The sequence below is a fragment of the Ralstonia sp. ASV6 genome (genome assembly GCF_016429285.1).
Classification (GTDB): domain Bacteria; phylum Pseudomonadota; class Gammaproteobacteria; order Burkholderiales; family Burkholderiaceae; genus Ralstonia; species Ralstonia flaminis.
On record NZ_JAELUI010000061.1, the window covers coordinates 18,973 to 32,024 of the forward strand.

The following is a 13,052-nucleotide window of genomic DNA, read 5'->3' on the forward strand; positions in this document are numbered from 1 at the left end:
ATCTCTCACGGGGTGGGGGTCTTGGCATCGTCAGCGTAGGAACCCAGCCCTTACCACGCAAGGCGCCGCGTCGCGGTGGGCAGAGGTAGATCAAACATGTGCGAGATCGCCGCGGCGATAGGCTCCGTCAGCTCGATGCGGTTCGTGGGGTGGGCGATGGTGTCGCAGGTGACCACGTCGGCCGCTACGGCGCTCAGCTCGCTGTAGGCATCGGCGGAAAACACGGCATGCACTGCCACGCATACGGGGCGCGGCAATCCTGCCCTGCGCAACTGGTTGGCCGCTGCGATCATGGTGCGGCCGGTCGAGATGATGTCGTCAAGCAGTACAGGCGTGCGCTCCGTCTGCAAATCGGATCGGACAGCCGACACCTCCACACTCCAGGCGCTGTGGCGCGTCTTGTTCAGGACAGTCCAGGGCGCATTGCAGAGGTTGGCCACGTGCTCGACCCACTGGCGGCTTTCTTCATCGGGCCCTACCAACAGCGGGTTGGTTACGTGGGCCTGCAACCAGGCAGCCACTGCCGGTGCAGCCTGCACTGTCACCGCAGGCACCGCATAGATGTCCGACAGGTTTGGAATGCGATGCAAGTGAGGATCGACCGCAACCATCCAGTCGAAGTAGCGTGTCAGCAACTCAGCAAAATGCTGCGCTGCGCAGATCTCCCCCGGCTGGAAGATGGCGTCTTGCCGCATGTAGGCCAAATACGGCGCGACCAGTCCAACGCGGCGCGCCCCACCCTGGTGGGCCGCAATGGCAAGCCATAGGAGCGCCAGCACTTTCTCGTCCGGCCGATCCAGCGTACAGACGACCACCACTTCAGCATCGCTCACGGGCGTTTGCAGCCTCACGTGGGACTCACCATCGGGAAAGCGCTTGAGTTCGGCGTGTCCAATTTCGGCGGCCAGCGGCACGGCCAGCCTGCCGGCCGCCGCCTGGTTACCGGGCAAGGCCAGTACCACACGCCTGGGCGTCTCACCCATGACCGTACGAAGTGGTGTTGGGGTTTCCATGTTCAGCTCAGCACATAGGACTGCCGGTACTCCGGCATGCATACCGGCCATTGCAGCTCGCGTTCAATCCGCTGGCGTAAAGCGTCGCTGGCGGCCGGCTCGCCGTGGACGATGAATGTCTGCTGCGGCGCGCGAGAGAAGCCGCGCAGCCAGGTCATCAGCTCGTTGGCATCGGCGTGGGCGGAAAGATTGGCGATCTGCTCAACCGCCGCACGGATGGCGACATCGCGGCCATGCACGCGCAGTTGCCGCTGCCCCGCCACCAGCGCCGCCCCACGCGTGCCGGCAGCCTGGAAACCTGACATCAGAATGGCATTGCGCTTGCCGCCGCCAAAGCTCTTGAGGTGATGCAAGACACGGCCGCCAGTGGCCATTCCGCTGGCTGCGAGGATGATCTTCGGCGCCCGGTCGTTCGACAGATGCATCGACTGCTGCGGGCTTTGCACTGGAATCGCCAGAGCACAGGCCGCCTGACAATCCACGGCATCGATGTGCAGTTCGTCAACGTGGCGTGCAAACACCTCGGTGGCCCGCTCGGCCATCGGGCTATCAAGATAGATCGGTACGTGCGGAATCCGATGCGCCTGGATCAGCTTGTAGAGGCAGTACAGCAGCGCTTGCGTGCGACCGACCGCAAATGCCGGAATCAGCAGCGTGCCGCCCTGCTCCAGGGTCCTGTGCACGATGCGTTCGAGTTCGTCGAGCGGATCACCGGATGGATGCAGCCGATCCCCATAGGTGGATTCGACCAGCAAGGTATCGGCCTCCGCCAGGGGCTCAGGCGGACGCATGACAGGATCGGCTTGCCGCCCCAAATCGCCCGAGAAGACAATGCGCCGGCCTTCCGCCAGCACCGTCACCGTGGAGGCGCCGATGATGTGTCCGGCACGGTGAAACTCGGCCTCAACCCCATCCGCCACAGAGAAGCGTTCCCCATAGCCCATGGGGTGCAATCGGCGTAACGCCTTGGCAGCGTCGTGTTCGTCGTAGAGGGGCAATGCAGGATGGTGGCGCGAGAAACCCTGTGCGTTGGCGTACTGGGCATCTTCAACGGCAAGCCGTGCGCTATCGGGCAGCAGGATGTTGCACAGCTCGGCTGTACCCTTCGTGCAGTAGACGGGACCACGAAACCCGTTGCGCACCAGTAGCGGCAGGTAGCCGCTGTGGTCGATATGGGCATGCGTGAGGACGACGGCGTCGATATGGTGCGGATTGACGGCAAGCGCGTCCCAGTTCCGCAGTCGCAAGGACTTGTAGCCCTGGAACAGCCCGCAATCAACCATGACGCGATGCGCGCCTGTCTCCAGCACGTACTTCGAGCCGGTCACCGTTTCGGTGGCCCCGAGAAACTGCAATCGCATGCGCCGCTCCCGCGCTCAACGAATCGTGATGCGTTGCTGCGGAGAAGCTTCCTTCTTGGGCAGCGTCACGTGCAGCAGCCCGTTCTCGTAGGTGGCTTCGACCTTGCCTTCGTCGATGACGGCATCCAGCGTGAACATACGCTGCATCGATCCGCTGTAACGCTCGCTGCGGATGACGCGCTCGCCCTCCTTCTTCTCGGACTGGCGCTCCACCTTGGCCGAGAGCATCACCGTGCCGCGGTCGACGGTCACGTCAATGTCTTCCTTCTTCGCGCCCGGGATTTCCGCAACGACGGTGTACGCAGTGTCGGATTCCGTTACGTCGACTTTGAACGGCAATGCGCCCTCCACGCCACCGCGAAATGACCGCAGAAGCCCTTGAAAAATGTCACCCACCGGTTCGATGGCAAATGGGTCGTAACGCCTGATTTGACTCATGACAGCCTCCTGATGAATGGCCCCGCAGAACTCGGGGGGCCGGCCTATTCATCGTGGCACGACGGGTCGGACACGTTTTGCGGCAGATCAACGTCGCGAGGCATCGTCATCCTGGCCGCGTGCGCCATCAGCCCCAAGCGATCTGATGCCCCTTACCATCGCCCGCCTCGGTGCCTTCGGAGGGGTCCACAACGCCTGTCAGATTTCCCTGACACGAAGGCGCACCGGCCCGACAGCATATTCAGCCCTGCCTGCATGACGCCCTTGCCTGCGCCGCCAATACTGGGGGCATACAAGCAGGCCACCCCACAGGGGCACGCCATGCGTCGGAACATCGCAGCCCCCACCGTATGGCACGCACAGGAAGGGGTTGCCCAGCCGCATCTGGCCTTGCTCGTCGGCGCGCATCTCGACACCGAGCGCAAGGGGTATGAGCATCACAGCATCCATGTGGGCGATGGTCAGGTGATTCACTATGCGGGCCGCATGCACACTTTTTCGGCTGATGCTGCTAGCGCTTGCCGTTGAGTGGCGCACAGCATGGCCCGAAGCGCAGGTCGCCAGAGGCACCAGACGGCATGCGTACGAGAAGACCGCAGAAGCTGGAGGACAAAATGCTGAACGACCACACATCTCTTCGCGAATTGCTCGCCAAGTGGTTTGGCCCGAGCGATACGCCGCATCTGCGCATCACGCGCCTGCACTGTCCCGGGCTCGAACGCGGTTGCGTGCGAGCAGAGCTGGCCACATCGACGCCGACGCTGGCGATCATCTTCTTTCGCCACCAGACCGGCTGCTGGCAGCTGTTCCCTCCATCTCACGTGCGCCCCAGATAGCCGTGTGAACGCTCACGTGTGCGGGTCCGTTGATCCGTATCAAACGCGCTTCGGTTGAAAGCGCGAAGCTCCAAGCAGGCTCGGTACGTCGGCCACGCAACGGCAGCACTCTTGAGCGAGGCCAACAAACGGATAGACGGCATGGAACCGCGGCAGCAAAAATTCTCTATCTGGTATGGCATCGTGGCGATGTTGGCCATACTCGCCATCCAGACCCTGTTCCTCTCCGATCAGGTCGAGACACTGCCTTACAGCGATTTCAAGGTGCTGTTGAAGGCGGGCAAGATCAAGGACGTTTCCGTTGGTGAACAGGACATCACCGGCACGTTCTCCACGGAGGGCGTTGACGCGCTCCTCTCGAAGCCGCAGATCGAAGAAATCAACCGCGCAGGTAAAGGTGACCATGCTTTCCTGACACTGCGTGTGACCGATCCGACGCTCGTGCCGGAACTGGAAGCCGCCAAGGTGCGCTTTGTTGGCCGCCCTGACAACAAGTGGCTGGGGGCGCTCCTGTCATGGGTCGTGCCCGTGCTCATCGTCTTGGCCCTGTGGCGTTTTCTCATCAAGCGCATTGGGGGCGCCGCCAGCGGGCTGATGGAGATCGGAAAGAGTAAAGCCAAGGTCTACATGCAGAAGGAAACGGGCGTGACCTTTGCTGATGTTGCCGGTATCGACGAAGCCAAGGAAGAGCTGTCTGAAATCGTGAGCTTTCTGAAGGATCCCCTGCGGTACCAACGCCTGGGCGGCAGGATTCCCAAAGGGGTTTTGCTGGTGGGAGCCCCCGGCACCGGCAAGACGTTGCTTGCCAAGGCTGTTGCGGGTGAAGCGGCGGTTCCATTCTTCAGCATGAGCGGCTCCAGCTTTGTCGAGATGTTTGTGGGTGTGGGTGCCGCTCGGGTGCGCGACCTGTTCAGCCAGGCCGAGACCATGGCGCCCTGCATCATCTTCATCGACGAACTCGATGCCTTGGGCAGAACCCGCGCGCTGAGCATGGTTGGCGGCAACGAAGAACGCGAGCAGACCCTGAACCAGCTGCTGGTGGAGATGGACGGCTTTGACAGCAACAAAGGCGTCATCATCATGGCAGCGACCAACCGCCCCGAGATACTGGACCCGGCGCTGCTGCGCCCCGGCCGCTTCGACCGCCACATCGCACTGGATCGGCCAGACCTCAAGGGGCGCGAGCAGATCCTTCGGGTTCATGTCAAAAATGTCACGCTCGGCAGCGATGTGGACTTGAACAAGATCGCCGCCCGCACGCCCGGCTTTGCTGGGGCGGACTTGGCCAACCTCGCCAACGAAGCGGCGCTGTTGGCCGCCCGCAAGGGCAAATCGGCGGTCGAGTCAGAAGACTTTGACGAGGCACTGGATCGTATCGTCGGTGGGCTCGAAAAGAGGAGCCGCGTGATCAACGCCAAGGAGAAGGAGACCATCGCCTACCACGAAGCAGGACACGCCATCGTTGCAGAGCATCGCCCCCTGGCGGACCGCGTCTCCAAGGTGTCCATCATTCCCAGAGGCGTTACCGCGCTGGGCTACACGCAGCAAACCCCCACGGAAGATCGCTATCTTCTCAAGCGCAGCGAGTTGCTCGACCGGCTCGATGTGCTGCTGGGCGGCTATGTGGCGGAGCAGATCGTCTATGGCGATGTCTCCACCGGCGCGCAGAACGACCTGCAACGCGCCACCGACATGGCCCGCCAGATGGTCACCCAGTTCGGCATGAGCCAACAGCTCGGCCTGGCCACCTATGAAGATGCGCCCAACCCCCTCTTCTCGGGTACAGGATGGGCGCGGCGCGAACGCAAGGACTATAGCGAAAACACCGCGCAGTTGATCGACACGGAGGTACGCAACGTGCTGGCCGAGGCAAGCACCCGCGTAACAGCCACGTTGAAGGGCCAACGCACCAAGCTCGAAGCGCTGGCCCGACGGCTGCTCGAGAAGGAGGTGGTCGATCGGCAGGATCTGGACAGGGTCCTGGCCGACCCATGACTGAACAGGGTCAAGCCAGGACACTGCGTGAACGATGTGAAGACTGAACGCAGGCCCATCCAGCAGGACAGATGCAAGGAGGCCGAAATGAGCACCGAAACACTGGCAACAGAGGAAGTACGTTCCCTGCCGCTGGATCGTGGCTACGTGTTTGCGGAAGGCGGAACCGGCCGCAGGATCAACGCAGATGAGGCCATCGAATGGCTCAGCCGCCCTCCAAGCGAGGCCCCAGGGTTCCTTTGGCTGCATTTCCATGACGTCCCAACCGTACTGAGCGGTTGGCCAAGCCAATTTGTGACGCTGCCTCTGGGGTTCGGCGATGCCCTGCGGGAAGGTCTACGCTCGACCCGCATCGAACACGTCCATCAGAATCTCATTGCCGTGGTCAACGACGTCGATTACGACGTTGACCACAAGGGCCCGCCCAGCGTCGCGACGTTATGGCTGAGTGTCAGCGTTCGGTGTCTGCTGAGCGTCAGCAGCCTACCCCCGCGTTCAGTCGACCGGTTAAGCCGCGAGGTGGAGGCCGGCAGCACTTTTCTCAGCCCAGCGGCACTCCTGATCCGACTGTTGCAAGAGCAGGCTGATGTCTTGCTGGGCATTGTGCGAAGTGCGACCCAAACCGCGAATGAAGTGGAAACCGCTCTGCGTGTCGGAAATCTGCCAACGCGTTCGAGCCTGGGCGGCATTCGCCGCGATCTTGTGCGCCTGCGGCGTCTGCTGGCGCCAGAACCAGCAGCGCTGTTCCGGCTGGTCAATCACCCTCCGCGCTGGATGCGAGAGGAGGACGCGCAATCCTTAAGGCAATCGGCCGAGGAATACTCCCTGGCGCTGCGGGACATGGCTGGCCTTCAAGAGCGGATCCAATTGATCGAAGGCGAAATCGCCGACAGGGTCGCCGAGCATACCAACCAGAGCGTGTGGGTGCTGACGGCGGTGACTGTGGTGGCCTTGCCGATCAACCTGGTCTCAGGGCTGCTGGGAATGAACATCGGCGGTATTCCGTTCCGAGGCGCACAGAACGGTTTCTGGATTGTTGCCCTGCTATCACTCACGCTGACGAGCCTAAGTGCGTGGCTCATCTTTCGGCGCAGACACGACTGAAGCTGCGCTCGATAGCGAAACGCCCTGGTAGTACCGCTCGATTTCTGCGGCGCTACCCAGCTCGGTTCCAGCATGCCCGAGGGCAGCGCCGGCGGCGGCCATGCCGTACCGAAATGCCTGGCGCACGTCAGCTCCCCAATTCAACGCCCACACCATTGCGCCGACAAAGCTATCGCCCGCACCAATGGTGCTGTGAACCGACGTTGCAACGGAGCTTGCATACGCCACGTCGTCCTGGGTCACCAGCATGGCTCCGCCCGCACCCAGCGTGAGTGCGACGACATCTGCATGCCTTGCCTGGACAATCTCCCGGGCCGCACGCAAGCAATCGGCTCCCGTCTCCAGGGTCAGTCCAGTCAGTTGCCGAAGCTCGTTGAGGCTCGGCTTGATCAGGTAGGGCGCGCTAGGCAGCGCAAGACGCAGTGTCGGCCCCGATGTATCCAGTACGACGCGGCTGCCGTGCGCCTTGGCCATGCGGATGACCCGTGCGTAAAAATCTTCAGGCACCCCGAGCGGCAGGCTTCCGCTCAATACGAGGTAGAGCGGCGCAGGGTGCAGCCCATCAAGGCGGTCCAGGCAGTGCTGCCACTCCGCCTCAGAGACGACTGGGCCTGGCATCACGAACCGGAACTCGCGGTGGGTGGAGGTTTCCGTTACCGAAAAATTCTCCCGGGTCTCGCCACCAATCCGGAGCTGCTCGAATGGCAGCCCTTCTGCGGTCAATAGCCATGCCAAGCGTTCCGCCATGGGGCCACCGGCAAGATACACGGCCAGGCAATCGCCGCCTAAGCGATGGACGACGCGGGCAACGTTGATGCCCCCTCCGCCCGGGTCGCTGCGCACCGCGGCGCAGCGCATCTTGTGCGTATCCGTCATGCACTCGACCGACGTGGCGATATCGATCGCTGGGTTGACGGTGAGCGTGACGATGTCCGGCATGGCAAGCCTCCTGGGCGACGATTCGAAACACGGCACCGCGCCGCACCCACAACCGGCTCTTCCCGGCAGTTTGCGAGCCGTACTCCACTCCACTCTCATCATGGGCACGCAAATGCGCGCCAGCGTTGATACGCATCAACCGTCATCGGCACGCCTGACCCAATATGGATCGCATGAGGAACAGGCCCGCCAAGGGCTCGCTGCTCCAATGTCGTGAAGGTGAGGAGGCTGTCGATGAACGCGAGATCGGTGAAGCCGCTGGCAGTGGCCCTGGCGCTCGTGCTGCTGCTCTTCAACGTGGCCTTCTCTCAACCTGGCGTGCTGGTGAGCGACCCGCCTCTGGCCAGTGCCGAACAGCTCGATCCACTGTTGGCGCCAATCGCGCTGTACCCGGATCCGCTTGTCTCCCAGATCCTCATGGCGGCCACGTATCCGCTCGAAGTGGTGCAGGCCGATCGTTGGCTGCAGGAGCCCAGCCACGCCGCGCTTGGCGGTGATTCGTTGACCAACGCGCTTGCACCGCTACCATGGGACCCGAGTGTGAAATCGCTGGTGCCGTTCCCGGGGCTGCTGCGCATGATGGATGACAACCTCGACTGGACAGAGCGCGTGGGCAACGCATTCCTGGCGGACGAGGCGGCTGTGATGGATTCAATCCAACGCCTACGCAGTCATGCCGCCGCTGCCGGCACACTGGCATCGACCACGCAGGCGATGGTGTCGACAGAGGATGGTGCCATCACCATCGAGCCGACCAATCCTGAAGTCGTCTACGTTCCGGTCTACGATCCCTACGTCGTCTATGCGCCTTGGCCGTATCCCGCGTACCCGCCCTACCTCTTTCCCGATATCTGGGGTGGTGTGGTCATCGGCGGGCTCGGTATCGGCTGGGTCGGTTTCTCGGTGGTCGTCCCGCTGTGGGGCTGGGACCACGTCAACTGGCACGGCCATCGCATTGATATTGATCGCGGGCGCTTCGGCAATATCGACCACCATCGCGCTCCCATCAGCGGTATCTGGGCACATGATCCGGGGCATCGTCACGGCGTTCCCTATCCAAGCGCGATACCAGCGGGGCGATTCGGTGGCGCAGCCATTTCACCGGATGTGCGGCGTGGTTTCCAGGGCTATCCGATGCCCTCCGCAACGCCGGCCGGATCCGTCATTCGCCCCTCTCCCGTGGGACCTGCACGCCCGGCGCTCGATGCGCCGCGGAGCTCGCCACGTCAGGCGCCTACGGCGCGCCCGGCTGCGCGTGCACCGTCGCCAAGCTACCCACCAACATTCGAGTCGTACGGACACGGCGCCGACGTGCGCGGCCAAGCGCAACGTGGGCAAGCCAGCCGTATGTCGGCCGCACCGCAAACAAGCGCGCCCTCGTTCAGAGGTGCCGCGCCACACGCCGCACCCGCTGGCGGCGGCAGGAGACGATGATGCGAGAGACTTGCAAAGTGGCGTGCCTGCGCCGTCTTGCCATCCTTCTTGTGGCGCTGGCGGCCTGGATGACGTGCCCGTCATCATGGGCCGACCGGCAGTTGCAGCAGGGCTTCGCCTCCCCCGAGAAGGCCGCCGAGGCGTTGGCCGCTGCCTGGCGCAGCGGCAATAGCGATGCTCTTCTCGCACTGTTCGGCCCAGGTGGGGCGAAGCTGGTGCGGTCCGGCGACCCGATCGGAGAACAGATCGCCCGAAGCAAACTGGCCTCAGCGTACGACGAAGCGCATCGAATCGAAACCGATGGCGCGGGCTATGCAGTCATCATTCTTGGCAAGGACGATTGGCCTTATCCGATTCCGTTGGCAATGCGCGGCGCGCAATGGCAGTTTGATACCCAAGCCGGTGCGCAGCAGATCATTGACCGGCGCATCGGCCATCACGAGGCCCATGCCATCCGCGTCTGCCGCGCATATGTTGAAGCACAGTTGCGCTATGCCACATCGCATCGCACCGTGGATGGGCAGCCCGAGTTCGCCCAACGTATTGCCAGTTCACCCGGCAAGCACGATGGCCTCTACTGGGTCGCCTCGGCCGGCGAGGAAGAAAGCCCGATGGGGCCACTCATCGCGATCGCAGACGCCCAACGTCACTCCATATCGGCTGCTGTAGTTGTCACGCCATTTCATGGCTATGTCTTTCGCATTCTGACGCAGCAGGGCGCCCATGCACCGGGTGGCGCACACGACTACGTTGTCAACGGACACATGACGCGCGGCTTTGCATTGCTCGCCTTCCCTGCGGCGTTTGGTGCATCCGGCGTCATGACATTCGTCGTCAATCAAAACGGTGTCGTCTACGAGAAGAACCTCGGGCCGCACACGGCTGACATCGCCCGTCGCATGCGGGTGTATGACCCGGATGACAGCTGGAAGCCCGCACTCCCCTGAGATGGCCCAGAAACACGCCCGCCGCATACACCACGTCATGAACGGAACGCCCACCCCGAATAGCAACGAGGCCCCCGCAATCGTAACGGAGCAGTTGACCAAGCGATTCGGTAGTGTGGTGGCACTCGATGGGTTTTCGCTGGCCATCGCCAAAGGGCAGATCTTCGGCCTGCTCGGCCCGAATGGCGCGGGCAAGAGCACCACGATCAAGATCCTGACGACCTTGCTCGATGCCAGCTCAGGTTCGGCCAGAGTTGCCGGTTTCGATGTAGCCAGGAGCCCTGTCGAGGTGCGGCGCCGTATCGGGTATGTGCCGCAACTGCTGTCAGCCGACGGCGCACTGACTGCGCGTGAGAACCTGGATCTGTCAGCTCGCCTGCACGGCCTTCATGGTGCCCGCCGCAAGGAGCGCGTACAGGAGGCGCTGGCGTTCGCGGGGCTTGGCAATGTGGCCGATTACCTCGTGCGGACCTATTCAGGCGGCATGATCCGCCGCCTGGAGGTAGCGCAAGCAACATTGCACCACCCCGAGATCCTGTTCCTCGACGAGCCGACGATTGGCCTGGACCCGATGGCGCGAAAGACCGTGTGGGAGCGCCTTGAGCAGCTTTGCCAGGACCACCAGGTGACGATCCTCATCACAACGCACGACATGGAAGAAGCCGACGTACTGTGCGACTGTCTGGCGGTGCTCCACGAAGGCCGACTCGCTGTCGTCGGCAAGCCTGAGGAACTGAAATCGCAAGTGGGCCCCGGGGCAGACCTGAATGACGTATTCGCACATTTCAGCGGCGCAGTGATCGAGCATGGCGGCAGTTACCGAAACATTCGCGAAAGCCGAAGTGCCATCCGACGACTGGGGTGACGAATGTTCGGTGTCCTGTACGAAAGTTTCGCCGTTGCAGACGCAGAGATACGCAAACTGCGCCGCGATCCGACCGAGCTGCTCTCTCGCGCCATCCAACCGGTGCTGTGGCTTGTCGTGTTCGGCCAGGTGTTCAGCGCCGTGCGCGGTATTCCCACCGGCCAACTGCGCTACCTCGACTACATGACGCCGGGCATCCTGGCGCAGAGCATTCTGTTCTCCTCAATCTTCTACGGCATTGCCATCATCTGGGAGCGCGACCTGGGCATTGTTCACAAGCTGTTGGTCACGCCTGCCCACCGCAGTGCTCTGGTACTTGGCAAGGCGTTCGCTGCTGCCCTGCGTGGCCTCGTTCAGGCGATGGTCGTCTACCTCATTGCCGTGGCGCTTCACGTTTCCGTGCGCACGCAGCCGCTGGCTATCGTGACTGTCATTTGCAGCGTGTTCATCGGCTCGTGCATTTTTTCCACGTTTTCTTTGGTAATTGCCTGCATCGTGAAGACACGTGAGCGCTTCATGGGCATCGGCCAGGTGTTGACGATGCCACTTTTCTTCGCCTCGAACGCGATCTACCCGCTCGACCTCATGCCGCCCTGGTTGCGGGTTCTCGCCACGATCAACCCACTCACCTACCTCGTCGATACGCTGCGTGGCGCGATGATCGTCGGGGGTGTCAGCAACTACGGCATCACAACTAGCTTTGGCGTCATGATCGGCGTATTCGCGGTGCTGCTGGCCGTTGCCACGCGCCTCTATCCAAGCCTGGCGCGTTGACGGCCGTCATCCTGCCGCGCGAGGGAGGTTTGCTTGATCCAGCCCAAACCGCAATGCGTTGCGATGGCTAAGCTGAGAAATGACCGACCGCTCGCTCCAGATCGAAGTGCGCTGCGCATCGGCAGAACTGCGATCAACAGGAGTCAACATGAAATTGCGTTCCCAATCCGGGCGGGTCCGGCCGGCACGCTGGAGCCCTTTCTCCGAAGAGCCGATCCATGAGCACTACCGCCAACCCGACAAAACCCCGGCAGCAAGCTGCTGCCCGGTTTGCGGAGCCGTCTTTCTGAAGGGCCGCTGGCAGTGGCGCAATCCGCCTCCCGGCGCAAAGACGATGGTCTGCTCCGCTTGCCGGCGCGCGGCGGATCAAGTGCCCGCAGCACGCATCCGTCTGTCAGGTCACTTTGAAGCGGCCCATCGGGAAGAAGTCCTCATGCTCGCGCGCCATCGCGAAGCGGCGTTGCGGGCGGACCACCCAATGGAGCGCATCATGGCGGTGGAGTCGACGGCAGACAGCACCGAAATCCTGACAACAGGGTTCCACCTGGCGCGAGACATCGGCCACGCAATCCACCATGCGTTCCAGGGGCGACTGACGTTCAATTACGGCAACGCCGCAACCGAACTGCATGTGGAGTGGGCTCGATAGCGCATCAAGACAGAAGACAAGGTGCCGCCGCCCCAGAAAGACCTCCGTCTCTGCGCTGGCGGCACGGTGGACGCCCTTCAGCGGAACGCCGTCGCGAAGCATGTTCCACACCGTTTGCGACCCAACAACGGCGCTGTGCGCCTCCAGCTTGAAACGCTACGGATAGCGCTGAGACAACACACGCCCGCCCTATGATTCCCGCGCTGGGCCGTGCAACCAATGCCAGAGCATCAGCCCGCTCCCAACCATGCCGCCCAGATGGGCGAAATGCGCGACATTGCCTTGTGTTCGGCTCACGCCAAGCACCAGTTCAACGATCGCGTAGAGGGTCGCCAACAACCAGGCTGGCATCGGAATGGGCGGAATCAACAGAATGACGGTTCGATGCGGGAACAGTACGCAATACGCCAGGAGCAGTCCGAACACGCCACCCGAAGCGCCAATCACCGGCGCCGCTGGAAGGAACCCCAGCGCTGTGCAAACGATTTGAGCCAATGCGGCACTCAATATGCTGGACACGTAAAGCAGCCAGGCGCGCAGCGCACCTAACGTGCGCTCGACATCGCGCCCGAACATGTAGAGACCGAACATGTTGAGCACAAGATGGGCGCCATTTGCGTGGAGGAAAGCGTAGGTCAGCGGCTGCCAAGGCATGAACACGCCATTGCCATCACCCGCCGACGCCACCAGCGGCCAC

14 protein-coding genes are annotated in these 13,052 nt (G+C 62.6%); 9 read left to right on the plus strand and 5 right to left on the minus strand.

Annotation, left to right across the window (positions count from 1 at the left end; genetic code table 11):
* Nucleotides 1-50 precede the first annotated feature (50 nt).
* The 3 genes from JHD73_RS13990 to JHD73_RS14000 are packed head-to-tail and all read right to left on the minus strand — an operon-like array spanning nucleotide 51 to nucleotide 2,812.
* Entirely contained in the window at nucleotides 51-1,013 is a 963-nt protein-coding gene (locus JHD73_RS13990) for a ribose-phosphate pyrophosphokinase (protein WP_233176967.1), read from the minus strand.
* A 2-nt stretch (nucleotides 1,014-1,015) separates the two neighbouring features.
* Nucleotides 1,016-2,374 carry an MBL fold metallo-hydrolase RNA specificity domain-containing protein gene (locus JHD73_RS13995; protein ID WP_199030881.1) on the minus strand — a complete coding sequence of 453 codons (1,359 nt, stop codon included), beginning with the start codon at nucleotides 2,372-2,374 and terminating at the stop codon, nucleotides 1,016-1,018.
* Nucleotides 2,375-2,389: 15 nt separating this feature from the next.
* Nucleotides 2,390-2,812: an Hsp20/alpha crystallin family protein gene (locus JHD73_RS14000; RefSeq protein ID WP_199030882.1), complete on the minus strand. Its 423-nt coding sequence runs from the start codon at nucleotides 2,810-2,812 to the stop codon at nucleotides 2,390-2,392.
* 321 nt (nucleotides 2,813-3,133) lie between these two features.
* Here JHD73_RS14000 and JHD73_RS14005 point away from each other — a divergent pair, with 321 nt between their 5' ends.
* From JHD73_RS14005 to JHD73_RS14020, 4 genes are all read left to right on the plus strand, one after another.
* Complete coding sequence (locus JHD73_RS14005; RefSeq protein WP_199030883.1) at nucleotides 3,134-3,340, plus strand: lecithin retinol acyltransferase family protein; 207 nt, start codon at nucleotides 3,134-3,136, stop codon at nucleotides 3,338-3,340.
* Nucleotides 3,341-3,426: 86 nt separating this feature from the next.
* Nucleotides 3,427-3,648: a hypothetical protein gene (locus JHD73_RS14010; protein ID WP_199030884.1), complete on the plus strand. Its 222-nt coding sequence runs from the start codon at nucleotides 3,427-3,429 to the stop codon at nucleotides 3,646-3,648.
* A gap of 141 nt (nucleotides 3,649-3,789) precedes the next feature.
* Nucleotides 3,790-5,643 (plus strand): ATP-dependent zinc metalloprotease FtsH, encoded by a 1,854-nt coding sequence (gene ftsH, locus JHD73_RS14015; RefSeq protein ID WP_199030894.1) that lies wholly within the window; start codon nucleotides 3,790-3,792, stop codon nucleotides 5,641-5,643.
* 87 nt (nucleotides 5,644-5,730) lie between these two features.
* Nucleotides 5,731-6,747, plus strand: coding sequence for a CorA family divalent cation transporter (locus JHD73_RS14020; RefSeq protein WP_199030885.1), 1,017 nt, complete (start codon nucleotides 5,731-5,733; stop codon nucleotides 6,745-6,747).
* Here JHD73_RS14020 and JHD73_RS14025 read toward each other — a convergent pair.
* Entirely contained in the window at nucleotides 6,709-7,686 is a 978-nt protein-coding gene (locus tag JHD73_RS14025; protein ID WP_199030886.1) for a 1-phosphofructokinase family hexose kinase, read from the minus strand. The two genes, JHD73_RS14020 and JHD73_RS14025, sit on opposite strands and share 39 nt — an antisense overlap.
* Nucleotides 7,687-7,920: 234 nt before the next feature.
* On the opposite strand from JHD73_RS14025, the gene JHD73_RS14030 reads away from it, so the two are divergent.
* The 5 genes from JHD73_RS14030 (at nucleotide 7,921) to JHD73_RS14050 (ending at nucleotide 12,355) form a co-directional block, all read left to right on the plus strand.
* On the plus strand, nucleotides 7,921-9,120 hold the full coding sequence (locus tag JHD73_RS14030; protein WP_199030887.1) for a DUF3300 domain-containing protein: 1,200 nt from the start codon (nucleotides 7,921-7,923) through the stop codon (nucleotides 9,118-9,120).
* Nucleotides 9,120-10,067, plus strand: a complete 948-nt coding sequence (locus tag JHD73_RS14035) for a DUF2950 domain-containing protein (protein ID WP_199030888.1) — start codon at nucleotides 9,120-9,122, stop codon at nucleotides 10,065-10,067. The genes JHD73_RS14030 and JHD73_RS14035 overlap by 1 nt, the downstream gene beginning before the upstream one ends.
* Before the next feature lie 37 nt (nucleotides 10,068-10,104).
* On the plus strand, nucleotides 10,105-10,932 hold the full coding sequence (locus tag JHD73_RS14040) for an ATP-binding cassette domain-containing protein (RefSeq protein WP_199030889.1): 828 nt from the start codon (nucleotides 10,105-10,107) through the stop codon (nucleotides 10,930-10,932).
* A 3-nt stretch (nucleotides 10,933-10,935) separates the two neighbouring features.
* A complete protein-coding gene (locus JHD73_RS14045; protein ID WP_199030890.1) occupies nucleotides 10,936-11,706 on the plus strand; it encodes an ABC transporter permease in 771 nt (256 codons plus the stop codon).
* 148 nt (nucleotides 11,707-11,854) lie between these two features.
* Entirely contained in the window at nucleotides 11,855-12,355 is a 501-nt protein-coding gene (locus JHD73_RS14050; RefSeq protein WP_199030891.1) for a BCAM0308 family protein, read from the plus strand.
* A 189-nt stretch (nucleotides 12,356-12,544) separates the two neighbouring features.
* Here JHD73_RS14050 and JHD73_RS14055 read toward each other — a convergent pair.
* Nucleotides 12,545-13,052, minus strand: a 508-nt coding sequence (locus JHD73_RS14055) for a rhomboid family intramembrane serine protease (RefSeq protein ID WP_199030892.1), incomplete at its 5' end; no start/stop codon positions are given.

Coding starts and splice junctions, on each gene's coding strand:
- JHD73_RS13990 (WP_233176967.1), bottom strand. CDS start 1,013: ATGGAAACCCCAACACCACTTCGTACGGTCATGGGTGAGACGCCCAGG.
- JHD73_RS13995 (WP_199030881.1), bottom strand. CDS start 2,374: ATGCGATTGCAGTTTCTCGGGGCCACCGAAACGGTGACCGGCTCGAAG.
- JHD73_RS14000 (WP_199030882.1), bottom strand. CDS start 2,812: ATGAGTCAAATCAGGCGTTACGACCCATTTGCCATCGAACCGGTGGGT.
- JHD73_RS14005 (WP_199030883.1), top strand. CDS start 3,134: ATGCGTCGGAACATCGCAGCCCCCACCGTATGGCACGCACAGGAAGGG.
- JHD73_RS14010 (WP_199030884.1), top strand. CDS start 3,427: ATGCTGAACGACCACACATCTCTTCGCGAATTGCTCGCCAAGTGGTTT.
- ftsH (WP_199030894.1), top strand. CDS start 3,790: ATGGAACCGCGGCAGCAAAAATTCTCTATCTGGTATGGCATCGTGGCG.
- JHD73_RS14020 (WP_199030885.1), top strand. CDS start 5,731: ATGAGCACCGAAACACTGGCAACAGAGGAAGTACGTTCCCTGCCGCTG.
- JHD73_RS14025 (WP_199030886.1), bottom strand. CDS start 7,686: ATGCCGGACATCGTCACGCTCACCGTCAACCCAGCGATCGATATCGCC.
- JHD73_RS14030 (WP_199030887.1), top strand. CDS start 7,921: ATGAACGCGAGATCGGTGAAGCCGCTGGCAGTGGCCCTGGCGCTCGTG.
- JHD73_RS14035 (WP_199030888.1), top strand. CDS start 9,120: ATGCGAGAGACTTGCAAAGTGGCGTGCCTGCGCCGTCTTGCCATCCTT.
- JHD73_RS14040 (WP_199030889.1), top strand. CDS start 10,105: ATGAACGGAACGCCCACCCCGAATAGCAACGAGGCCCCCGCAATCGTA.
- JHD73_RS14045 (WP_199030890.1), top strand. CDS start 10,936: ATGTTCGGTGTCCTGTACGAAAGTTTCGCCGTTGCAGACGCAGAGATA.
- JHD73_RS14050 (WP_199030891.1), top strand. CDS start 11,855: ATGAAATTGCGTTCCCAATCCGGGCGGGTCCGGCCGGCACGCTGGAGC.